Source organism: Bacteroides sedimenti (assembly GCF_040365225.1).
Classification (GTDB): domain Bacteria; phylum Bacteroidota; class Bacteroidia; order Bacteroidales; family Bacteroidaceae; genus Bacteroides; species Bacteroides sedimenti.
Genome location: NZ_AP028055.1, coordinates 2,069,059 through 2,094,332, shown reverse-complemented (window position 1 = coordinate 2,094,332; position 25,274 = coordinate 2,069,059). Strand labels below are relative to the sequence as shown.

General features: G+C 36.0%; 17 protein-coding genes. 14 read left to right on the top strand and 3 right to left on the bottom strand.

All coding sequences use genetic code 11. The features are described from left to right. The first annotated feature begins 33 nt into the window (after positions 1-33). The 6 genes from ABWU87_RS08360 to ABWU87_RS08335 all read left to right on the top strand — a co-directional run bounded on the left by ABWU87_RS08360 (position 34) and on the right by ABWU87_RS08335 (position 4,667). Positions 34-348 carry a T9SS type A sorting domain-containing protein gene (locus tag ABWU87_RS08360; protein ID WP_353329812.1) on the top strand — a complete coding sequence of 105 codons (315 nt, stop codon included), beginning with the start codon at positions 34-36 and terminating at the stop codon, positions 346-348. A gap of 33 nt (positions 349-381) precedes the next feature. Continuing rightward, positions 382-1,215 carry a hypothetical protein gene (locus tag ABWU87_RS08355; RefSeq protein WP_353329811.1) on the top strand — a complete coding sequence of 278 codons (834 nt, stop codon included), beginning with the start codon at positions 382-384 and terminating at the stop codon, positions 1,213-1,215. Positions 1,216-1,408: 193 nt separating this feature from the next. After that, positions 1,409-3,217 (top strand): L,D-transpeptidase family protein, encoded by a 1,809-nt coding sequence (locus ABWU87_RS08350; protein ID WP_353329809.1) that lies wholly within the window; start codon positions 1,409-1,411, stop codon positions 3,215-3,217. Between the two features lie 11 nt (positions 3,218-3,228). Then, positions 3,229-3,783, top strand: coding sequence for an RNA polymerase sigma factor (locus ABWU87_RS08345; RefSeq protein WP_353329807.1), 555 nt, complete (start codon positions 3,229-3,231; stop codon positions 3,781-3,783). A 48-nt stretch (positions 3,784-3,831) separates the two neighbouring features. Next, positions 3,832-4,200 carry a hypothetical protein gene (locus ABWU87_RS08340; RefSeq protein WP_353329805.1) on the top strand — a complete coding sequence of 123 codons (369 nt, stop codon included), beginning with the start codon at positions 3,832-3,834 and terminating at the stop codon, positions 4,198-4,200. A gap of 26 nt (positions 4,201-4,226) precedes the next feature. Beyond that, complete coding sequence (locus ABWU87_RS08335; protein ID WP_353329803.1) at positions 4,227-4,667, top strand: hypothetical protein; 441 nt, start codon at positions 4,227-4,229, stop codon at positions 4,665-4,667. A 94-nt stretch (positions 4,668-4,761) separates the two neighbouring features. Here the strand turns inward: ABWU87_RS08335 and mazG are convergent, their stop codons facing one another. Continuing rightward, on the bottom strand, positions 4,762-5,547 hold the full coding sequence (gene mazG, locus ABWU87_RS08330) for a nucleoside triphosphate pyrophosphohydrolase (RefSeq protein ID WP_353329802.1): 786 nt from the start codon (positions 5,545-5,547) through the stop codon (positions 4,762-4,764). Between the two features lie 115 nt (positions 5,548-5,662). On the opposite strand from mazG, the gene ABWU87_RS08325 reads away from it, so the two are divergent. After that, complete coding sequence (locus ABWU87_RS08325) at positions 5,663-8,293, top strand: valine--tRNA ligase (protein ID WP_353329800.1); 2,631 nt, start codon at positions 5,663-5,665, stop codon at positions 8,291-8,293. Between the two features lie 137 nt (positions 8,294-8,430). Here ABWU87_RS08325 and ABWU87_RS08320 read toward each other — a convergent pair whose 3' ends face one another. Next, positions 8,431-8,949, bottom strand: coding sequence for an RNA polymerase sigma factor (locus ABWU87_RS08320; protein WP_353329798.1), 519 nt, complete (start codon positions 8,947-8,949; stop codon positions 8,431-8,433). A 216-nt stretch (positions 8,950-9,165) separates the two neighbouring features. Here ABWU87_RS08320 and ABWU87_RS08315 point away from each other — a divergent pair, with 216 nt between their 5' ends. From ABWU87_RS08315 to ABWU87_RS08285, 7 genes are all read left to right on the top strand, one after another. After that, complete coding sequence (locus ABWU87_RS08315) at positions 9,166-10,182, top strand: FecR family protein (protein WP_353329797.1); 1,017 nt, start codon at positions 9,166-9,168, stop codon at positions 10,180-10,182. A 170-nt stretch (positions 10,183-10,352) separates the two neighbouring features. Further along, complete coding sequence (locus ABWU87_RS08310) at positions 10,353-13,736, top strand: TonB-dependent receptor (RefSeq protein WP_353329795.1); 3,384 nt, start codon at positions 10,353-10,355, stop codon at positions 13,734-13,736. A gap of 6 nt (positions 13,737-13,742) precedes the next feature. Further along, positions 13,743-15,587: a RagB/SusD family nutrient uptake outer membrane protein gene (locus ABWU87_RS08305; RefSeq protein WP_353329793.1), complete on the top strand. Its 1,845-nt coding sequence runs from the start codon at positions 13,743-13,745 to the stop codon at positions 15,585-15,587. Between the two features lie 12 nt (positions 15,588-15,599). Then, the gene (locus tag ABWU87_RS08300; RefSeq protein ID WP_353329791.1) at positions 15,600-17,057 is read left to right on the top strand and encodes a DUF3823 domain-containing protein; all 1,458 of its coding nucleotides are present in this window, start codon (positions 15,600-15,602) and stop codon (positions 17,055-17,057) included. Between the two features lie 24 nt (positions 17,058-17,081). After that, positions 17,082-19,277: an alpha-N-acetylglucosaminidase gene (locus ABWU87_RS08295; RefSeq protein WP_353329789.1), complete on the top strand. Its 2,196-nt coding sequence runs from the start codon at positions 17,082-17,084 to the stop codon at positions 19,275-19,277. A 15-nt stretch (positions 19,278-19,292) separates the two neighbouring features. After that, positions 19,293-21,125, top strand: a complete 1,833-nt coding sequence (locus ABWU87_RS08290; RefSeq protein WP_353329787.1) for a hypothetical protein — start codon at positions 19,293-19,295, stop codon at positions 21,123-21,125. A gap of 46 nt (positions 21,126-21,171) precedes the next feature. After that, positions 21,172-23,406 carry a T9SS type A sorting domain-containing protein gene (locus ABWU87_RS08285; protein ID WP_353329785.1) on the top strand — a complete coding sequence of 745 codons (2,235 nt, stop codon included), beginning with the start codon at positions 21,172-21,174 and terminating at the stop codon, positions 23,404-23,406. A gap of 136 nt (positions 23,407-23,542) precedes the next feature. On the opposite strand, the gene ABWU87_RS08280 is transcribed toward ABWU87_RS08285, so the two are convergent. Further along, on the bottom strand, positions 23,543-25,273 hold the full coding sequence (locus tag ABWU87_RS08280; protein ID WP_434533876.1) for a family 43 glycosylhydrolase: 1,731 nt from the start codon (positions 25,271-25,273) through the stop codon (positions 23,543-23,545). Between the last annotated feature and the right edge of the window lies 1 nt (position 25,274).

Here is a 25,274-nt window from a genome sequence, read left to right as displayed (position 1 = left end):
CATTTGTTGCTCATTGAAAAAGAAAGTCTATAGATGAAAAGATTTACACTGGTAGTATTATTAATGATCTTCGCTTTTTTAAACTGTCCTGCAATCTTTGCTCAGGAAAGTAAGAAGAATGCAGCCGTGGAAAACGAACAGACATCTGTTGCTTTGACTGTTAGCGGAAATACTGTACGCATTCAAAATGTTACGCCAGGTTCCTCTTTAGAGGTGTACAACGTCCTTGGAATGAAAGTTACATCCATTAAAATTGATGCCGCTGATAAAACATTTACCTTAAATCTTCCCAAAGGATGCTATATTCTAAAGATAGAGAACATAGCCCGGAAGATTGCCATCAAATGAAAATTTTTTTGTTAACTCTTAAAATAATGGCTTATGAAAAAAATTACTCTTATGAAAAAATGTGTGCTGGCACTTGTGCTTGGCTTTTGTGGTGTGTTATCTCTGAATGCTCAAAATCTGATTACTGTAAATTCCGGTTTTGAAGACTGGGCTGGTGGAGCTCCAACAGGTTACACGCCAACTACTCCTACTGGAGCTACAATTAGTCAGGAATCAACCATTAAAGCTGAAGGAAACAGCTCACTTAAAATCAATCATGCAGGGTCAAGTGGCACTGGGAAAATGGTATATAATATAAAAGTTCCGGTAGAAGCAGGAAAATATACCTTCTCGTTTAAATATTATGTAGATCCTACTTCAGGGACTGCTAGTGTACTCAGACATTGGGGATATATGAATGATGTGAACGGAGCCATACCAGCTGCGACCGATCCCAATATAGCTCAATATAACGCAATAAGTACTATGTTGCAAACTAACGGAGGTACTACTTCCGGTTATCTGGATACTTCCGTTACTGGGACATGGCAAACGAGTGAAACAGAATTGGATATTCCTTTTGCTGGTACTTTGCAGCTGGAAATTCGTTATTACAAAACATTTGTTGGATATATTGACGCTCTTAGCTTAGTTAAAAACACTAGTAGCGGTCTTGTAACAGAACAATTATCCGCAAGCATTTATTCTAATGCCGGTAAGGTGTTTGTAAATGCTAACGTTGGCGACAAAATTGTTGTTACAAACTCATTGGGACAGGTAGTCCGCGTTATCGTTGCGCATAGCGGAATGAACGAATTGGCAGATCTTCCTCAGAAGCAGCTTTTGATTGTTAAAGCAGGTAGCAAGATTGCAAAGGTAATTCTGTAAAGAATTAGAAGATTGCACTATCTTATTTTTCGGTGCATTCTCTTTTAAAGATATTCTCAATTAAATCACTCGTCTGTAAATCTCAGGCGGGTGATTTCTTTTTTAAGAGATTCTCCGGTTGTGTGGTTATTTACTAAAATACTTTATCTTTGTCAGTTATAGTCGGTTTGTTATTGTGAACTAATATAAGTATATGATAAAAAGATTATTTTTTCTTTCTCTCTTCCTGTTATTGATTTTCTCTTGTACTCTTGATAAAAAGAGAGCGATGGATTATTCTGAATTTACTTCTTCCCAGAAGATGAGAAATCCTTCTTATGAAATTGATGGAATGAAAGTGCATAAATATCTTCTAAGACTTTGTGCTCAGCGAAGTATTCATTCAGTAAGAGATTCTGTATTATTCAACTTTTATACCAGTGAGGACGCCTCTTTATGGTTGACTTCTTTTGGAGATTGGGAAAAAATCAATGAATTATTGCATTGGCTCGAAAATTCGTGGGTTCATGGATTAAACCCTGAAATGTTTTCCGTGTCTAAGATAAAACGAAATTTTGCAAAACTGCGTTCTTTGAATATTGATGAGAGAGATAATATAAATAAACTGATTGCTGAACTTGAATACGATTTGTCTTCTGCTTATCTTCGTTATGTATGCGGAATGAGCTATGGCTTTGTAAGCCCGCATCATATTCTTAATAACATAGACGAAGAAGAGCTAAAGCCGGGTGAAGTGAGAGATTCACTAGCTCCTCCTAAGATGAAAGTTTACTATTCTATTCCGTTGAAACGAAGTAACAGGATGTTTGCAGAGAAAGCAATGGAAAACACAAAAAACAATCTGTCGAGTTTTCTACAGGAAGTTCAACCTAGAAATCCGTTTTATCTCTCAATGCAAAAAGAGTATATCAGGATAAATGCACAAAAAGATCTTCCTTCAGAGCGTATTCCATACATAGGTGGACTTAAGTTAAAAGAAGGAGATGTGCATCCCGCTGTTCCGCTTATTGCAGAAAAATTAATAAAGCTGGGATATCTTCCACGTATTGAACATGCTAGTAGCATTTACTCTTCGTTTTCTTTCGATTTACTTTCGGCGGTGAATTCTTTTCGATTACGAAACAGCATACCTACCGATAAGTTCATCGGCAACAATACTATCGAAGCCTTAAATCGTCCGATGAGATATTACAAGGAAAGATTGATAGTTAATATGGAGCGAATGAGATGGCAAACTAAGATAGATAAAGGATCAAAATATGTAATAGTTAATATTGCCGCCTTTATGTTACAGGCTTTTGATGAAAAAGCAGATTCGGTATTGGAGATGAAAATCTGCTGTGGGTCATACGAAAATAAAACTCCATTGTTGGCTAGTCGTATTGCATATGTGCAGATGAATCCATATTGGAATGTACCTAAATCGATTGTACGAAAGGAGATAATCCCGGCTTTTATGAAAGATACGGCGTATTTTGAACGGAATCAGATGAAGGTATATGATAAAGAAGGTAACGAGGTTGATCCACTAGCGGTGAACTGGAAGGACTTTGAGGGTGAGATACCTTACAGTGTTAAGCAGGAGAAGGGTGAGGGCAACTCATTGGGCAGATTGATCTTTCGATTCCCCAATGCTTTTGCGGTTTATTTGCACGACACCCCTTCCCGTCAGGCTTTTTTAAGAGCAGAAAGAGCGGTGAGCCATGGTTGTGTCCGGTTGGAGAAGCCACTGGACTTTGTTTTCTTCCTTTTAAAAAAGAAAGATGAGAAGATGATGGATAAAATTCGGATAGCGATTGATCTTCCTCCTAAAACGGAGAAAGGAAAAGAGTTGTTGGAAATGCCGGGATATAAACCAATTAAAACCTATAGTTTTCCGGAGATGGTTCCTCTTTTTCTGGATTATTACACAATCTATCCCTCTCACGACGGAGCGCTGAATTATTGCAAAGATGTTTATAAATTTGATCAGCCTATACTGAAAAAATTAAGAAAATTATAACAACATAAAATATGACTCCATCTTATAACGAGAAAGAAGTGCTGGCATTGCTACAGGACGAAGATACCCAGAAAGAGGCCTTTTCCCGTATTGTTGACCAATACAGCGAGCAGCTTTACTGGCAAATCCGTCGGATGGTACTCTCTCATGAAGATGCGAATGATTTATTGCAGAATACGTTTATTAAAGCGTGGACAAATATTGATTATTTCCGTGCCGAATCTAAACTATCCACTTGGCTTTATCGCATCGCAATTAATGAGTGTCTCACTTTTCTCAATAAACAGCGGGCTTCATCCATGCTCTCAATTGATGAACCCGAAGCGGATGCAGTCAATAAACTAGAGGGCGATCCTTTTTTTTCAGGGGAGGAAGCTCAGCTTTTATTGCAAAAAGCATTACTCACCCTGCCTGAGAAGCAACGAATGGTTTTCAACCTGAAATATTATCAGGAGATGAAATATGAAGAGATGTCCAGTCTGTTCGGCACCTCCGTAGGGGCTTTAAAAGCGTCTTATCACCATGCGGTGAAAAAAATAGAGAGCTTTTTAAAAGATTACTTTTAAACCTTTTAGGTTATATATAGTCAAATAATTAGTTTAAGCAGAGAAGATATGAAAGTGGAAGATGAAATAAAGAGAAGATGTGGCAATGGCAACCCTTTTACCGTACCTGAAGGTTATTTTGAGAACTTCAAGGAACGTATCATGGAGCAGTTGCCCGAGAAAGAAGATAAAACTTTCAAGAAGCCTCACGTCACAATATGGAATCGAATCAGGCCGTGGCTCTATATGACTGCTGTTTTTGCAGGAATCTTACTGGGGGTTCGTGTAATGGTCAACCTAACTTCATCACATAAGTCATCGGTAGCAGTAAATAGCACCGAAAAAGAGATGATTACCGATCAGGATGTTGACAATTTAATGGATCACTCGATGATGGACGATTATTCTTTATATGAATGTTTAACAGAGGCTGAATAGCTTCGTTATCAATAAATTACAGAATTATGAAAAGATTGTTTTTATTAATGATGATTTCTTGCTTTGCAGTGGTTGGTGCATTTGCTCAGGAATGGAATCGTCCCAAGATGTCGCAAGAAGAGTTTCGTCAGAAACAGACCGCATTTCTGACAGAAAGAGCAGGACTGACCAAAGAGGAAGCTGCAAAATTTTTTCCGGTATATTATGAACTGCAGGATAAAAAGAAAGCCTTGAACGATCAAGCATGGGCTAAGATGAGGAAGGGTAAGCATGAGGATTTAACTGAAGCGCAATACGAATCGATTATTACGAGTATATTGAATAACCGTATAGCTTCAGATAAGCTAGAAAAAGCATATTTTTTAAAATTTAAAACAATTCTTTCCTGCGAGAAGATATTTAAAGTTCAAGGAGCAGAAATGCGCTTTCATAGAGAATTACTTAAAGAACTAGGCCGTAAACCTTAAGGAAAAAATATAGCATTGTTTTAGTCGAAAATTTGAGTAGGAAAAGAGGGTGGAGTATAATTGTGAAAGTATCTCCACCCTTATTTATTGGATATCATAATCCTTTTCTTTTTGCTTCTTCCCAATATTTATCCATCTCTTCCAGGGAAAGATACTTAAGATTAATCCCTTTTTTTATAGTGTTTTCTTCCAGATAATTAAATCGCCGGATGAACTTATGGTTCGTACGCTCCAGTGCATTGTCTGGGTTGATCCCGTATAGTCGGGCTGCGTTGATAATGCTGAAAAATAAATCACCAAATTCTGCTTCCGCCTTGTCTTTGTCCATTAACGAGATTTCTGTTTGCAGCTCATCGAATTCTTCTTTCACTTTATTCCATACATCCTCTTTATTTTCCCAATCGAATCCCACATTCCGTGCTTTGTCCTGCATGCGATACGCCTTAATCAGCGAGGGTAGGGAAGCGGGCACACCACTCAACACGGATTTGTTTCCTCCCTTTTCCTTCATTTTCAGCTGTTCCCAGTTCTGTGTCACCTGTCCGGCTGTTTCGGCCACTGTATCTCCAAATACATGGGGATGGCGGAAAATCAGCTTTTCGCAGAGGTGGTCGCATACATCCTTTATGTCGAATTCATTTTTTTCCGAAGCTATTTTAGAGTAAAAAGCCACATGAAGCAATACGTCACCCAGCTCTTTGCAGGTTTCCTTGCTGTCTCCCTTCATTAGTGCATCACTTAATTCGTACACCTCTTCAATTGTGTTGGCTCTCAGGCTTTCGTTAGTCTGTTTCCTGTCCCATGGACATTTTTCTCTTAATTCATCCAGAATATCGAGAAAGTGTCCAAAGGCTTCCATCTGTTCTTTTCTTGTATGCATGTCAGTAAATCATTTAATCAACAGCAAAAGTAGCTATTTCTTTCGCAGATAATCGCCATTTTTTATTAATTTTGTCCCCCAATATTCAATGAATTAATAAATTATCAAATAAAACATGGAATTAGCAAGTAAGTATAACCCCGCAGACGTGGAGGATAAATGGTACCAGTACTGGCTGGAACATAAATTATTTAAGTCAGAACCTGATGGACGTGAACCGTATACCGTCGTGATTCCTCCTCCAAATGTGACGGGTGTGCTGCATATGGGACACATGCTTAACAATACCATTCAGGATATTCTGGTACGTCGTGCCCGTATGGAAGGAAAGAATGCTTGCTGGGTACCTGGAACAGACCATGCTTCTATTGCCACCGAAGCAAAAGTGGTGAATAAGCTGGCTTCAGAAGGAATAAAAAAGACTGATTTGTCTCGCGATGAATTCCTGAAACATGCCTGGGCATGGACAGATAAGCATGGTGGTATCATCCTTGAACAGCTTAAAAAACTGGGGGCTTCCTGCGATTGGGATCGTACTGCATTTACCATGGACGATCTGCGCTCGGAAAGTGTAATCAAGGTTTTTGTCGATTTATATAAAAAAGGGCTGATTTACCGCGGAGTACGTATGGTAAACTGGGACCCGAAGGCATTGACCGCTTTGTCTGACGAGGAAGTTATCTACAAAGAAGAGCATAGCAAGCTGTTTTATCTGCGCTATATGGTCGAAGGCGAAGAGGGTAAATACATCATTGTGGCCACAACTCGTCCTGAAACCATCTTGGGCGATAGTGCCGTTTGTGTAAACCCCAACGACCCTCGTTACAGCTACCTGAAGGACAAGAAGGTAATTGTTCCGTTGGTGAACCGCGCTGTGCCGATCATTATGGATGAATATGTAGACATCGAGTTTGGTACAGGTTGCCTCAAGGTAACTCCGGCTCACGATGTGAACGACTATATGCTGGGTGAGAAATTCAATCTCCAAACCATCGATATTTTCAATGCTAACGGAACCATCAGCGAAGCCGGAGGCATGTACGTAGGCATGGATCGCTTTGATGTACGTGAGCAGATTGAAAAAGACCTCGCTGCTGCCGGATTGTTGGAGAAAGTGGAAGCTTATGATAACAAGGTGGGATACTCAGAACGTACCAATGTGGTTATCGAACCAAAACTTTCCATGCAATGGTTCCTGAAGATGACCGATCTGTCTAAACCGGCTTTAGATGCGGTGATGAACGATGATATCAAGTTTCACCCGGCAAAATTCAAGAATACATACCGTCACTGGATGGAGAATGTGAAGGACTGGTGTATTTCCCGTCAGTTGTGGTGGGGACACCGTATTCCGGCTTACTTCCTTCCGAAAGGTGGATTCGTGGTTGCTGCCACCGAAGCGGAAGCATTGGAACTGGCACGCACAAAAACCGGCGACGCCAACCTGCAACTGTCCGATCTTCGTCAGGACGAAGATTGCCTCGATACTTGGTTCTCTTCCTGGTTGTGGCCAATTTCACTGTTCGATGGTATCAATAACCCGGACAACAAAGAAATAAATTACTATTACCCCACCAGCGACCTTGTAACTGGTCCGGATATCATCTTCTTCTGGGTAGCCCGTATGATTATTGCCGGTTACGAATATAACAAGGAGATGCCGTTTAAGAATGTATATTTTACCGGTATTGTTCGCGACAAGATTGGACGTAAGATGTCCAAGTCGTTGGGTAACTCACCCGATCCGCTCGATCTGATTGAAAAGTTCGGTGCTGATGGTGTTCGTATGGGAATGATGTTGGCAGCTCCAGCCGGAAACGATATCTTGTTCGACGATCAGTTGTGCGAACAAGGCCGTAACTTCAATAATAAAATCTGGAATGCATTCCGCCTGGTAAAAGGGTGGGAGGTTGACGAAACAATAGCACCTTCCGAAGCTGCAACATTGGCTGCCGAATGGTTCCAGCAGATGATGAGCAAGGCAATTGCCGAGGTGGCAGACCTCTTCTCTAAATATCGTTTGTCCGAAGCCCTGATGGTGGTGTATAAACTCTTCTGGGACGAGTTCTCTTCTTGGTATCTTGAGTTGATTAAGCCTGCTTACGGAGCTCCGATTGATGGCAAGACCTATGCGGTAACCCTGAAGTTTTTCGACGATTTGCTCAGACTGCTTCACCCATTCATGCCATTTATTACCGAAGAGTTGTGGCAATGCCTCACCGAACGTAAGGATGGCGAAAGCCTCATGGTTCAGCCCCTTCCTTCATATCCTGCTGCCAATGAAGGTACACTTGCTTCATTCGAAGTAGCAAAAGAGGTGATCGCAGGAGTTCGTACCATTCGTCTGCAGAAGAACATTGCACAGAAGAACCCTCTAGAGCTGGAAATTATCGGAGAAAACCCGGTTGCAAGCTGGACTCCTTCCATCTCAAAGATGTGCAACCTCTCTTCTCTGAAGTCTGTCAACGAGAAATCGGCTGGTGCCGCTTCGTTCCTCGTTGGAACAACCGAGTACGCGGTTCCTCTTGGCGACATGATTGATGTGGCTGTCGAGATTGAAAAGCTGAAAGCCGATCTGAAGTATCAGGAAGGTTTCCTTCAGTCAGTACTTAAGAAACTGAGCAACGAGAAGTTTGTGAACAACGCTCCTGCCGCGGTTATCGAGATGGAACGTAAGAAACAGGCCGATGCCGAGAGTATCATTAAATCTCTCAAGGAAAGCATCGAAGGATTCGAAAAGAAATAATCGTAAAACATAAAGAAGTTGATCTTTAACAAAAAAGGGAGTGATCTTATGACTGCTCCCTTTTTTATGTTTAATGTATTCACTTTATCGGTCTCTTTTTCTATAATAACCAATTAATTGAAGAGAACCCCTCTTTTTTATTGAAGGAGAAGTTCTTTTAATTTTTTAATAGCAATACCCATTTGATTTTCTACGGTTTTTGTGCTTATATTCAAGTGTTTTGCCACTTCGTTATAAGACCAACCGCTTAATTTACATAAAATCAATATTTCTCGGCATTTTGGTGGAAGTGTTTCGATTGCTTTTTGCATTAAATCTAGATTTTTTTCAATATCAATTCGTTCTCGTCCTTCTTTTGATTTTTTCTTATATTCTACCCATTCTTCAAGTTTATGGCTTTCTGCTTTTATATTTCTAAAATGATTTAAGGCTTGATTTCTTGTTGCTCTGAACAAATAATGTTTTATATCGGAGATTTGATAATTTTCTCTGTTTTTCCAAAGTTTAATAAAAACTTCCTGTACAATTTCTTGTATAGTATCCTGATCTTGAGTGAAAGTATTTAAATAGGAACAAAGAGAATCATAATACTCATTGAATATCTCTTCGAAGACTTTTTCAGAAATTAATGTTTTGATTTCGAATTTATTGTTCATATAAAAACCACTTTCTCTTAATTCATTCAAAAAAGGTTCTTGCAAAATTACTCTTTTTCTTTGAAAATTATAAAAAATATGTGGATATCAGAATTCTTGTGAATAATTTATAATATTTCCAGATTATTTTTTGTTAAGGATGATTTTTTTTCATTTTCTTTTGGGGGAAGAAGATATATATAGTGTCTTTTTTATAAAACAATTATAATTAAGCTGATGATAGGAATTAAACCTGAAATTTATAATTTGATTGCAAAGGATAAATTTGATCAATTAACAAATGATGAGAAATTTATTTTTGAAGAGTGGCTTAATATGAGTCCATCTAACCGTCAGGCTTACGAAGATATTCGGGCAATATTAGATTTGAAAGAATCAGATAATATTGTTGTTCCGGATAAAGAAAATACATGGAATGCGATAATGAATAGTATAAAACCATTAAGAGAAGAGACAGGAAAGATCTATCGATTGCCATTTTTAATTAAACTAAGTAGTGCTGTTGCCATTATTGCAGTTGTTTTCACTCTTTCTTTAAATTATATTATTAATAGTAGGAATTTTAGAATAAATGCCGAACACATAACAAGTGTAATTGCTCCTCCAGGACAAAAATCACAAGTTATTTTGCCTGATGGAACTAATGTGTGGTTAAATTCTGGCTCAAAAATATCTTACTCTAGTTCATTTATTGGTAAAACAAGAAATATAAATCTTGAAGGAGAAGCTTTTTTCGATGTGAAGAAAGATAAAAAACATCCTTTCATAGTTACAGTTTCGGGAGTAGATATAAAAGTGCTGGGAACAGCTTTTAATATTAATTCATTTATGGGTGATGAAGTGAAAGTGACACTTATTCGTGGAAAGATTGCTTTAGAGCAAACATCGAATCATAAATTGATTTCAGAATTATTACCTGGTAAACGAATTGATGTTGATAAACAAAACTTTAAATATTCTATTGAAGATTGTAATGCTGAAGAATCAATATTATGGGCTCAAGATCAATTGGTGATAGAAAATAAAAGTTTTACTGAAATGATAAATATGCTGAATAATTGGTATGGTGTACAAATTAAAACCAGAAATAATTATAATAATAATGACAAGTATACTTTTAAAATAAAAACAGAGTCACTAACTGAAGCATTCAAATTGGTTAATTTGTTAACACCAATTGAATATAAAATAGATGGGAAGGAGGTAATTGTAAAAAAGATAAGCATAAAATAAAGAAAAGATCTAAAAAAAAGAAGAGTATAAAGAATGCGACTCTTTATACTCCCTTTAAATATTTCTAAATAAACCGCCTATTTGTGTTTGTCACAGTTCATTATTGAATTGTGAATGGGGGAATATTTAGTTTACAAAAGTAATAAAATCTATATATAATAATCTATGTTATGAAAAAATGCCTTTTAATTATTTGTATTTTTTTTCAAATCATACCTATTTTAGGGCAAAACCGAGGCACTCTTGTAAATCTATCATTGAAAAATTCAAATCTTAAAGAATTTATTCAAGTGATTGAAAAACAGACAGCATATACATTTATGTATATGAATATAGATGTGTATTCGAAAAGAGATATAACAATAAATGTAAAACAAACTTCGATTGAAAAAGTTTTAGATGAAGTTTTGCCACAAAGAGGTTTGTACTATGAAATAAGAGATAATCATATTTTATTGACAAACAAGGATTTAAAAACTACACCGAATAATGAGTCCTCTAAACCTACTAAAAACAAAAGGCGAATCAAAAGATTTGTCCTCGATGAACAAGGACAGCCAATAATCGGTGCTTCCGTTTTACTTAAAGGAACTTCAGCAGGAACTATTACAAAAGAAGACGGATCTTTTGAAATAGATATTCCATCGGAATCATCCATTCTAAGAATCTCTTTTATTGGATATACTACATTGGAATCTGCAGTCAACAAACTTCCTTTGAATAATATTGTGTTAAAAGACTTTTCAAAAGTCATTGACGACATTATTGTTGTTGGTTATTCAACTCGTTCTAGAGAAAAATTAATAAGTTCCGTATCAACTATAAAGAATGAAGACCTATTAAAATCAACTGTCCCTAACATAGAAAATGCTCTGTCAGGAAAGGTCTCAGGTGTTTTCTCTCGGCAATCATCAGGTGAACCTGGATCTGATTGGGGTAATATCACTATACGTGGATTTGGTAGTGCATTGATTGTGGTAGATGGAATCGCGGGAAGAGGTTTTGCTGATATAGATCCATCAGAAATAGAAAGTATTTCTATACTAAAAGATGCCTCAGCTGCTGCAGTTTATGGAATGCAAGGTGCCAACGGAGTTATTTTGGTAACAACAAAACGTGGTAATAGAAATAAGAAAACGGTTTTTGATATAAGTATACGAACAGGCGTGCAAGTACCTACTCGCTATCCCAATGTTGCATCTACTGATTTATGGCAAGAGTTGGTCAATGAATATAATATCAATCAAAAATTGATTGTTGATCACACCGTACTTGCTACTCCAGAAAGTATGCAAAAAACACCATATCAACATAATACTGATTGGTACCAAGAACTAATGAGGCCAGCTCCAATAAATCAATCAAATGTTAATATATCAGGAGGAAGCGAAAAAATTAATTATTTTTTTTCCGGAGGTATGTTATCACAACAAGGAATATGGGATACAAATTCAACGCAAAAGAACAGATTTAACTTCAGGAGTAATATAGATGCTAATATATTTGATAATTTAAAAGCATCTGTAAGTGCTGGGGCAATCGTAAGCAAGACAGAATATCCTGGTGCTTCAGCTGCAACCATTGCACGAAATCTTAAAACAGCTCCTAATGTCCCTGTTCATTGGGATGGAAGACCGGATATGTATGCTTTTGGAGGTGAAGGGCAAAACAATCCTGTTGCACTAGCTGATAAAAATGTCTCAGGATATACAAATTATGAAACTAAATCTTTTACAGTAGATGCGTCGTTAGAATATAAAATTAAGCAAACAGGCCTTTCATTAAAAGGTGTTCTGGGTTATTCTATAGATTATGGCTGGAATAAGTATTGGAATAAGAATATTGTATATTGGGGTTATCATTATGATTCTAACGAATATTATAAAAGTGTTTCGGCTGCTAATGCAAATAAAGCAAGTCTAACGTTGGAGAGCAGTAATACTGAAAGTTTGACCGGACAATTTTACATAAACTATATCAAATCAATATCAAACCATAATTTTAATTCTGGTTTAATATTTGAAACTAATCAGATATCAGCTAAAAGTTTGAATACATCCAGAGGAGAATTTCCTTCCACTATATTAGATATGATGGCTGGTGGCTTAGCAAATAAATTAGTTAGTAATGGTGAATATGCAAGAGAATATAGATCTGCATCAATCATTGAACGTTTCTCTTATGATTATAAATCTAAATATTTTGTTGATATTAACTGCCGATATGATGGTGCACAATATTTTGCTAAAAAATGGGGATTCTTCCCCTCTGTTTCGTTGGGTTGGTTTTTAACAAAAGAAAATTTCATGAAAGATGTTAAGCCAGTACTTAAAGAATTAAAATTTAGGGCTTCCTATGGGGAGTTGGGTGACCTTTCAGCTGCTAAGAGTTATTATACCAATGGAGAACAATATTATTTTCAGAGTGGATATATATATCCGGGTAATGAACTTACTTTTGGAGATCGCACACTCTATTCTCTCATAGAAACAAAAAATGCCAATCCTGATTTTACCTGGTCTAAATCCAAATTAGCAAATGTGGGATTTGACTTTAAGCTGTTTAATGATAAAATACTAAGCGGAAGTATTGAAGTCTTCTATCGTAATAGAAATGGTTTACCGGCTCAAAAAGCAAACGATAACTCGGGAGCTCTAGCTACTTGGTATAATCTAAATAGTGATAATACCCGAGGCTTTGAAATTGCATTAAATCATGAAAATACAATTCGGAATTTCACTTACTATGTAAATGGTAATATATCCTGGTCTCGGAGTAAAAATGGAAGATTGGAACACGGGCAATTTAATAATGGCTTTTCAGAATGGAAATGGAATGGCGAGGGTCAATGGACAAACACAAGATGGGGGCTTAATTGCATAGGACACTATCAATCATATGAAGATATAGCCAATGCTCCCATGCACAATAATTCCAATTATAACAATGTGATACTGCCTGGAGATTTGAAATATGAAGACTGGAATGGTGACGGTTATATTGATGAAGATGATATGAAACCAATTGGAAGAACTGCTTATCCAGAACTTATGTTTGGTTTAACCACCGGATTTAATTGGAAGGGATTTGACTTTACTGCATTTTTTCAGGGGGGAGCCCTATCAAACTTTGTAGTTAGTTCTTTTGATATGGATGCATTTCAAGAAGGAAATACAAATGTGAACACTTGGGATTACTTTAAGGATAGATGGAGGAAAGAAGATTACACAAATCCTGATTCGAAGTGGATACCTGGGCATTTTCCTGCAATAAGAGATATGTTTGCATCTACTATTAACAGATATTCATCTACATATTGGATGTTTAATGGTAATTATGTGCGCTTAAAGAATCTAGAGGTCGGATACACTCTACCTGCTTCTATTACTAAGAAGATGAATATAAGTAGTTTAAGGGTATATGCTAATGGTTATAATATATTGACATTTGCTGCTCAAAAGTATTTTGATCCAGAGCAAGCAGAAACGTATTTTTCATTTGCATCTTATCCTCAGATTATGTCATTTAACTTTGGTTTGAATCTTAAATTTTAATCAAGTATGAAAAAGATACATATATTAATATTATTTATTTTCGCTTTATGTCTCAGTTCATGTGATAAATGGCTGGATATTGAATCTAAAACAGTGATAGACGAGAACGATATAAACAATTACCCTGAATTGGCAGAGGCTCAATTTTTATCAAATTATTTAGATTTACGCAATAATGTTCAATCGATTGGTAATGGACAATTATCTTATTTACAACATCATTTAGATGCCTTTACAGATGATGGAGCAAGTAATATAGCCTGGGGAGCAGGAATTATGCAAAACAATACACCAGGTATGGTTTATGGGTCAATATTCAATCAAACACCCTCTGAATATGAACGAGCAGTTTGGCCATACAAAGAAATTAATAAAATTAACAAGTATATTGCCACTTATAAGAAATCTGCTAATACTGATGTATTAAGTACTGTAGGTGAAGCATATTTCATCAGAGCTTATTATTATTTTGAGTTGGTAAAGCGGTATGGAGGAGTGCCTTTGTATTCTACACCATTAGATAGTGTGAAATCTATTAATAATCGCGCTTCAGAAGAAGCAAGTTGGGATTTTGTTTTAAATAATCTCGATTCTGCAATTGTGTTATTGCCAGATAATCAGAAGTACATAGCAGAAGATAAAGATCGGGCTAATAAATTTACTGCACTCTCATTAAAATCAAGAGCTATGCTTTACGCCGGAACGATTGCAAAGTATGGAAAAGTAACTAATAACGGTTTGCAGGGAGTGCGTTCAGATATGGCTAAAAAGTACTTGACTGAAGCTGCAGATGCCGCTCAAAAAGTAATATCTGCTAGTAAATATAAATTGTCATCAAACTTTGGTGATCTTTTTAATGGAACGGCTGAGAATGATGATGAAATAATATTCAGATTCAAGAATAATGAGAAAACTGGAACACAAGTTTTTCTTGATTTCTGGTGTATGCCTTATAAAGTTAAAAAACAAGGGTATACTGCTTTTATGGTTCCCTCCTTGGATATTGTAGAACAATTTGAAACTTTAAATGGCGTAATAACTCCATTGGATTACACTGCAAAAAAAACAGATTTAAGAGATTTTTTTGATGACAGAGATAAAAGATTAGCTGCAACCGTCATTTATCCGGGTGGAGAGTTTTTGGGACAACGTTACTCTATTTATAAGGAAACAAGATTAACTAAAAAAGATGGTTCTGTTCAAACATATAGATATGAAAATTATGACGATTGGGTTAAAGGTGCTAAAGTGCCAGGGTATGACAAATATATGAAAAGTGGAGAAGATGGAGTGTTTTATAATGAGGGGAATGGGTTTACCAATTATGGTTTCTATCTGAAAAAGACTCTATATGGAGTAAAGAGGTTAGAGGACTATCTTAAACATGAAAATTCCCAAGATGCTGTAATCATAAGGTATGGAGAAGTTGTACTCAATTTCGCTGAAGCTGCAATTGAGTTAGCAGGATTAGGTAATACCCAGTATGTAGCTCAGGCACAGGTTGAATTTGATAATTTGAGAAGTATTCATGGAGGGCTTCCGGCAAAAACAATGACAATAGATATTGTAAGGCATGAACGTAGAATTGATTTGCTGTATGAAGGATTTAGGTATTGGGATCAGAAAAGATGGCGAATAGGAACCCAAATGCATAATACCACTTTACATGCATTGTTCCCTGTATTAAACATTGATGAGAGAACAAATCCTGTCTCCATTTATTATACGATAGAAAAAAATGATGCGCCTTTATTAGCAACACGTGTGAAATGGTTTCAGGAAAGAGATTATTATTGTCCAATACCAGTGTCACTAAGTCCGGGTATTGTTCAAAATGATGGTTGGAATTAAATAAGTATGGTCATGAAAAGATATAGTTTGAAAAATAAGTGGGTTTATTTTATAATGATGATATTGGTAGCATCATCTTGTCAGATAGATGAAAGAATAGATGATCTTACCGGTGGCTATGAAGGAGTGTTTATCGATAAAGTCACAGGAGATACCGTGTGTACTGAATATTTTGGTGCAAAAGTAAAATTGTTGGATGCGGAATATGGGAAAGTTGCACAACCACTTGTATATAACGTATTACCAGATGGAACTTTTCGAAATACAAAAGTATATCCTTCAAAATACAAAGTTTGGGGAGAAGGTCCATTCCTTCAATTAGACACAGTATATGGGAACATAAAAAATGGGACCAAACTAAGCCTCAAAGTTCTACCAAATATGTCATTAAAAATATTGAATGTAGAACTGAAATATGGGGTCGAATTGAATGTAACTTATTGTTATAATGTGAATGATCTAAATTCTTCTTCTCAGGAAGTCGGTATTGTTTATAGTAAAGATAAATATCCTGGGCAAAGAAATGCAGTATCTGTAGGAACTTCGGGAGGAAGCGTATTTAAATCAATCAAGATAGTAACAGAAAAAAAAGATACTATCACTGAAAAAATATATCTGGAGCCAAATCAAACTTATTATATAAGAGCATTAGGACATTCTGAAAATGCAGGTGACTATTGGAATTATTCTACCCAGATTTTAACAAAAACTGGTAATATTAATATTAGTGAATTACCGGTATCTGCTAAATTTGGTGTTGTCAGTGCAACTTCTGCTATTATACAATGGTCATTTCCACCTGTGGTGGACGGTATAAAACTTACATATATAGATATGACTGGGAAAGAGATTGTAGATATTCTCAATCCTAAGTTATGCTCTTATGTAGCAAACCTAGCCCATAACACATCGACAGAAGTAAAGGTTAATCTTTTAGCAGGAAATGAAGTTGGACCTGATAAAATAATTACTGTAAAGACGGAAGCTCTTTCTGATAAATATGTGGAAGACAATAATAAACGAGCTGAAAATGTTCCTTTTTTTAATGATGAAAATATGAAATATTCCATATCAAAATATTATGCTGAATATTATGCTCCTGTTTATGACTTATCATGGACTACAAGCCCTTACCGCTATCAGTTTATTGATTGGTGGGCTTCTTGGTTAGCTGGAACTGCATATGAACATCTTCCTACAAATCAGGAAATGGAAAATTTTACATCAATGAATGTATATGGTGCTGTTAAGACGTTTGTAGATCTTTTGCCCTGTATCAACTTAGAAACCCTTACTATAGAAAAAGGTGATTTATTCTCAACAGGTGAAGTGATAGATCCAAATGTGGATTTGAATGTGCTTAAGAAATTACCAAATCTTAAAAAAGTGATTTTAGGAAAAGAAGTTCCTTTATCAAAAGATAATTTCACAAGAGCAGGGTTGACAAACATTCAGATTATAAAAAATTAATAAGTCCATAAATGAAAACACATTATGAGAATGTATAAAATATTTAAGTTTATATTAATTCTTTCTCTATTCTCTTTGCCGGCTTTTGCAGATAATGGCATTTTCGTGGCTAAACAATTATTGGCTAGAATCGCTCCTCAGTATGAAGGCAAAATATCTTTTATACAAACGACTAATGCTAAATCTGATTATTTTGAACTGGAAACCATTCAAGATAAATTGATTATTAAAGGCAATAATGCGAATTCGATGGCGGTAGGATTGAATTACTTTTTGAAGTACTATTGTTTGACTACTGTAACCTGGTATGCGGATGATGTTATAAAATTACCAAAATCATTGCCGATATTGACAAAGAAAGTCTCCGTACAGGCAAGAACTAAAAATAGATTTTTCTTAAATTATTGCACTTTTGGTTATACAATGGTATGGTGGAAATGGAAAGATTGGGAGCGTTTCATTGATTGGATGGCATTGAATGGAGTAAATATGCCTTTGGCTATAACAGGACAAGAAGCGATTTGGTACAAAGTGTGGCGTAAGATGGGGCTTTCGGATAGTGAAATACGCAATTATTTTACTGGTCCAGCCCATTTACCTTGGCATAGAATGTCGAACCTCGATTATTGGCAAGGTGGTTTACCACATTCTTGGTTGGAAAATCAAGTGAAATTACAAAAAAAAATATTGGAACGTGAGCGTGAATTAAGCATGAAACCTGTGTTACCAGCCTTTTCTGGTCATGTTCCTAAGGAATTAAAGCGTATTTATCCCCAAGCTAAGATTTCATTATTGAGTTCTTGGGGCGGATTTCCTGATAAATACAGAAGCAGTTTCCTTGATCCGACTGATCCATTATTTCAAACAATTCAGAAAGAATTCCTAAACAACGAAATAAAATTGTTTGGCACTGATAATATATATGGAGCAGATCCTTTCAATGAAGTAGATCCGCCTAGTTTTGAGCCTCAGTTTTTAGAAGATGTTTCTAAAACAATTTATAATTCCATTAGTTCGGTAGATAAAAAGGCAATATGGCTTCAAATGGCCTGGATTTTCTATTTTGAAAGAACGAAATGGACTACCCCAAGGATACAAGCATATCTTAAGGCTGTTCCACAAGATAAAATGCTTTTGTTAGATTATTATTGTGAAAACACTGAAGTCTGGAAAATTACAGATAAATACTTTGGACAGCCATATTTATGGTGCTATTTAGGAAACTTTGGTGGAAATACGATGCTTGCGGGAAACATTAAAGAAGTAGGCAAACGAATAGAAAATGCATATAAGTCTGGTGGAGATAATTTCTGGGGATTAGGCTCTACTTTAGAAGGATTCGATGTTAATCCGTTTATGTATGAATACGTATTAGAAAAAGCCTGGAATTCTAATTTTACAGATGAAGAATGGATTCAAAAACTAGCAGACAGATACATTGGAAGAATTGATGAGAACTACAGAAATGCCTGGATGGGTATGTATGATAAAATATACATTGAGCCTGCACATTTAGGGCAGGGGACTCTTACGAATGCCCGACCATCTTTATTTGATAATGGTAATTGGACTACCAATCCATCTATTTCGTATGATAATAAAGATTTATGCAAAATATGGGGCGCAATGGTTCAATGTAAGGGTCAAACCAATTCAATGTATTGGTATGAAATTGTGAATATTGGTCGGCAGGTACTAGGCAATTATTTTCTTGAATTAAGAAATAATTTTTCCAGTGCCTATCAAAAAAAGGATTTAGCTGAAATGAAAAGGATCAGCGATCAGATGTTGGTTTTACTCAATGATCTGAATGATTTGACCCTGTTAAATAATTCTTTTTCCTTAAATAAATGGATCGATGATTCGCGAAGTTTTGGACTTACTGATATTGAAAAAGCATACTATGAGAAAAATGCAAGAACACTTATCACAACTTGGGGAGGAAAAAACCAAAGTTTGAACGATTATGGTAATCGAACCTGGTCGGGATTGATAAGTACCTATTATGCGCCACGGTGGAAAATGTTCTTGGATAATGTAATAAAATCCTGTGAACAAAACGTTGAGTATGATAACCAGTCATTTATTGATTCAGTAACTACTTTTGAGATAGATTGGACAAAATCTCACGATGTTTTGTCTATTCATACTTCGAAAAGTGATGACATGATAAAAATGTCAGAATTATATATAAAATATAAAAATCTCATTCTTGAATAAAAAATATTGAAAGCTATGAAGAATATAAAATTAGTTATCCTATTAAACTTAGTAGGCATACTACTGACAAGTTGCTCAGCAAAAGCTTCTATAGAAGAACAAGGTTATTTCTCTACTATGGTAGAAGTAAACAATACAATAATAAGTAAAGGTGCTTATCAGCCAGGTGAATCTGTGTCAATATCATTTAATCTATTAAATAACTCAGATCTACCTATAAGGATACAGGACTTGACATTAGTCTTAAAGGACCTATCAAGTGCAGACGCCCCAATTGTATTTGAAAAACATATAGGAGAGAACATTAACCTAAAGTCTAAGGAGGCACAATCATTAAATATTGCAGACTTTTTTACAATACCTGCCACAGCCCCAAAGAAAGTATATGGAGTATCAGTAAAAACTGTTTTTGAAAAAAATATTGAAAAAACAACAAATGCTTCATATTTTAGAGTAATTACTGATAATAGTACTCTACTAAGTTACGATATTGCTAATTCGAAATACAAAGGACTTGATATTTTTGCTTTGACAGGAGGTATGAGTGCTGAATATGCAGTAGGTAAAACATTAGCATCATTTACGGGAGGTATTTCGCATTCATGGTACACTTCTCCTGAACAAGGTCCTTTTCCGGTTTTATCAACGCCCGATTTTTTACAGAGATCGATAAAAAAAACAGTGGATTTATATAATAATACAATAGGTGTTGATACGAAAATAAAAACAGTTGTTATTGGCACAGGAGTTCCTCTGGTTTCTTATCTTTCTACGTCTATGTCGGCTGCATTTTTGCCTATCCATTTTTTAGTCTCGGCCAATACGGAGTTTGAGGTTCAATCCTTAGTTGAGTACTCCACATCAAAAGGGATACCTTGTTATGCAACAATGGGATATGATGGTTCAATGCCAAACATAGGAGTGGCGTGGATAAAGTTATTAGACCTTCCGGAAGAATACATTAAATTTATAAAAGATCATCAAGTAGAACAAGTCATTGTTTGTGGAGTGGGAGAGAATGGAATAGGGGAAAGTTATGCCAAAAAAGTTCTCTCTTCAAAAATGACTGAAAAGTACGGTGCTGGGTCTGTGTATATTCTTTATCCTGGATATGGTTCCGACTCAGATATAGCAACCTTAACCAATAATATTTATGACTTCAAGCAGTTGAGGCTTTCTTCTCCTTTGTACATTTCTGATTGGGAAAGTGGTATTATAAATAATCAACTAACCAATATTTCAAATACTTTAAAATCACAAACTTCAGCAAGTGCATATTCTCTGGTTTCTGATGATATGGGAAAGCTTTATAACATGTCAAGTTATCTTGTTGTGAAAAATATTAAAAACAATGAGGCACTACTTAAATCACCATATATTAATGGAGTTGCCTTCAATGAATATTTAGTTTCTCATCCTCAATATGAAATCTATACAGGTTATGTCCCATTTTTATACTGGCAATTCACTTCTACGGCTGATTTAATAAATAACTGCTTTACAAATACCAAAGGTGCTATATCATTAAGTTATCTCGCCGTAGGTCAGAAGTTTACATCCTTAAAATTCTTTTTAAACTCGAATTATGGAAGAGATAAAATAAAAGATGCATTGATAAATAAAGGTGTGCCAGGTTCTAACATAACTATAAGAGATCAATCTGATAATGATGTGTGGAATCCAACTAATGGAATGAATTCACCATGTGAGAAATTTGCTGATGATATTGTCTCAAATGTTGGAGTTAGCAAATATGTCTCAATTGTAAAGGCATTTACTCCTCTATCAATTAAAGACATTGAAAATGTAAGTAAACAAATTGGTGGAATAGAACTAAAAAAATATTAATCTTAGGGTTTATGAACTTAATAATAACAAGTTAAGAGTAAATATTATGAAAAACAACAAACTCTTTTTGAAAACATTTGTGCTTTTAGTAGCGCTGTTTTCTTGTCAAATTACTTTTGCTCAATTTTTAGGTGGTGATGGAACAGTTTCAAATCCTTATCAAATTAACAACAGAGCAGGTTTGGAGGCTGTACAAAACTATTTGTCCAGTAATTTTATTGTAACAGCAGATATTGATTTAGCTGGTGCTGATTGGACACCTATTGGTACTCAATCTACTCCTTTTAGTGGTACATTTAACGGGAATGGAAAAAGGATTTCTAATATGACAATATCTAACGGAGCTGCTTATTCTGGTTTTTTTAGTGTTGTCGAAAATGGAACTATAAAAAATGTATGGTTACATTCTGTAAACATAACCGGGAGTGACAATACTGGAGGATTAATCGGACAACTAAATGACGGAGTCGTAATGAATTGTAGGGTGTCAGGAACCATTGGAGGTAGTAACTTTATTGGTGCAATTATAGGCAGCACATTCAATACTGAATTAAGTACAGTTACAGACTGTTTTGCTGATGGAAGTGTGACTGCTTTCTTTGGTGGTGGTGGTATAATTGGACAGGCTAAAGACAAAACTGTTATTCAACGTTGCATATATACTGGTAGTGTGTCTGCAGCTGGACGTGGTGGTGGATTAATTGGATATAGCGGAGATGATGACAGTGTTTTAACGCCAGCCAATACTTTTTCTAATTCAGTGTTGTTAAAAACGACAATAAATAGAACTGTAACTTGGTCAGGAGAAGATCACTTTAATTGTATTGTCGGAACATTTAATCCAGGTGTGTTGAGTAATAATCTTGCTAGTGAAGAAGTCTCTTTTGTTGGAACAAACCATATTGTAAACTCAGGTTTGGATACGAAAGATGGACTAACTAAAACAGTAGAGGATTTAAAACTTCAATCAACATATGAAGCAATCGACTACAAATTTGGTTCTGCAGAAGAGACACCTTGGAGTATGAATAGTATCTCGGGTTATCCAGATCTTTGGTACACAATAGTAAAATCAAATTTTGCAGCAGGTGATGGGAGTACTGCTGATCCTTATCAGATAACGAATAAGGCTGAATTAGAAAATGTTAGAAGTTTTATGGGCAGTAATTTCAAATTAATGAATGATATTGATTTTGCTGGTACAGATTGGACACCTGTAGCTGGTAACTTTACCGGAACATTTAATGGTAATGGGAAAAAGATATCTAATATAAATATTCCTGCAGGTTCATTGGATAAAAATATTGCACTCTTCAGTGTTGTCGCAGGTGGAACTATTAAGAATTTATGGATTGACAATGCTACTTTGACTGCAGGTCACGAAAGTGGTATTTTGGTTGGTAAGTTAGATGGAGGTACTATCAGTAACTGTGCAATCACTAATTCATCTATTACAGCAAAGGCAACAGGTTTAACCTTCATAGGAGGTATGGTTGGATTAACTACAGCTAATGGTGGTACTATTTCGGATTGTTATATTAATGTAAATGTCGGCGAGGCTTTTGCTGCTTTAGGAGGTCTTATCGGTCAGGCTTATGATAAAACTGTTATTCAGCGTTGTATTGTAGGAGGCTCGGTTAGTTCTCACATGCGTGCAGGTGGTGTTATTGGCTATTCTGGTGATGATGGAACATCAACTACTCCTACAAATTTATTTTCTAGCCTTGTGCTATTAAAATCTACTATCACCCGTGCAAATGCCTGGTCAGGGGAGGAGCACTATAACGCAATAGTAGGGACATTTAATCCAGGAACTTTACAAAATAACCTAACAAGTGAAGAAGTCACTTTTGAAGGTACAAATCATGTTCTCAATTCAGGCCTGGATACAAAAGATGGTCTTACCCAGACAGTTGAGCAGTTGCAAACAAAATCTACTTATTCAGCTATAGGATATTCATTTGGAACAACTGAAAACAATCCATGGAGTATTTTGGCTGGACAATATCCAGTTCTTTGGTATATGGTAAGTAACTCCGGAACAGGTATTGACTTGTCTAATTCCATTAAATTAAGTATTTACCCTAACCCTGTAACAGAGGTTTTAAATATTAATACAGAAAACTCCATAAAACAAGTCTTGATTTATGATATCACAGGTAGACTGGTTATAAGAGATAATCAATCTAGTGTGCCTGTAAAAGGTTTACCATCGGGTAATTACTTCGTAAAAGTAACTACAAACGTAGGTGATACAGTAGTACGAATTATTAAAAGATAGAAAATTAAATTAGCTTTTAGTTTTCGGTGAGAAAGGGAGTAGCCACAAGCTACTCCCTTTGTTATATGCATCTCTTTCATAATTAGAGATATCGTTTTAATATATCGAAAGCTACCAATGAGCCCCAATAAAGCTCTTATTCCTTAGTCACTTTTGTTGACTCGGACACACCATTTTCATTAAAAGCTTGCACTGTAAAGTAGTATTTCTGACCTACGTTTAAGCATTTTAACTGCAATTCGTTCTTATCATATACCAACCATGAGTTGTATAATTTATCGGGTGCGATACCCCACCGTACATTATATCCCTGAACATTTTTCTGTTTATCCCATCGTATAATTGCATCCCGCTGATCGGCCAATCTTTCTACCTTCAAGTTCTTAACAGGATCGGGTATTTTTCCTTCTCCTATGCCAAAAACACGAATATCGGATATGGCAAGATTAGTCATCGGTACCTCTATGTTGCGATAACGGATATAACGAACCGTCGAAGGTGTGGTCAATTCTACATAATCATTTGGAGTATCTCTGAAACTTTTGCTTTTATCTACCAATACATTCCACGTTTTACCATCCAAAGAACCTTCAATTATATACCTGTGACGCATACCCGGCACTCGGCCATAAAGATTTGATTTATAATCAAAGTAGTTTATCTGAAGTGCGTACACTTTTCCTGGGTTTAACAGATCAATCTGCAGCCACTGTTTATCATCATTGTTTTCTGCCAGCCAGAAAGACTTTACATTCTCGTCAGTTACTTTTGCAGCTTCGTGAGTTTCTATTTGCGAAGAAGCTGATGCCCGTTTATTGTAAGATAGCAACATCCATCCGGTAAACTTTCCGGCTTTACCCGGTTCTGTAGGCGAATAATGAGGATAGTCACCAAAATCGGCATCTGTATACATAAGTCCGTCCTTATCAAAAAACAGAGGAAACATACAGAGTCTTCGTTCCCAGTTCACATTCGATGAGAGAGACATTGAAGCAAAATGCCAGTAATTTCCACCCGGTCCTTTTACCGTGCTTCCGTGTCCGGCTCCATTCATAAATCCTCCCGGTTTGAAACAAATTGGATTATTAGGTGCATATTTGTAAGGACCCATTGGGGAATCAGCTACATAAACACCATCCGCATATACATTAAATTCTGTTCCCGGAGCAGCATATTGCATGTAGTATTTATTGTTGTGTTTCGTTAACCATGGTCCCTCGATATATCCCGCAATCTTTGTATCAGAATTATTCTCACCAAAACGTTCCCATCCATGTAGTTCCATGTTTTTATTGAATAAAGTATCTACTTTACCCACAGGCAAAAATCGTTTATTCTTATTCAACTTCATACCCCGGATAGGATAAAGATTAGAAGACCCCCAAAACATGTAAGCACTACCGTCATCATCTATAAATAAATCAGGGTCCTGCAAGTCATTCAAGATGGCAGGAGTTGCTTTCCAATCCCCCTTTTTCGGATTATCAGTATAGAGTATACTCATTGAACCCGAAGGATCCCCAGTTACATAAAGCACAGAGTCTTTGTAATTGTGAGCAGCCGGGGCATTACATCCTTGAAAATACCAACGTTTCGGAGTAATAAAATCCCATTTCAATAAATCAAATGAGTGCCAATATCCGTTGGAACGGGTAACAAACATATAATATTCTCCTCTGAACTCAACCACAGCAGGATCTGCTCCCGACCGATATGAGATGTCCCGATCAGAATTATAAATCATGTATGTATAATCTATATTCAAAGGATTGCAGAATGTTTTCATCTGCATTTCCTGAGCATGCACAGACATAATGCCTGCACATGCACCAAAAATGAGATATAAATTGACTAAAATATTCTTCATT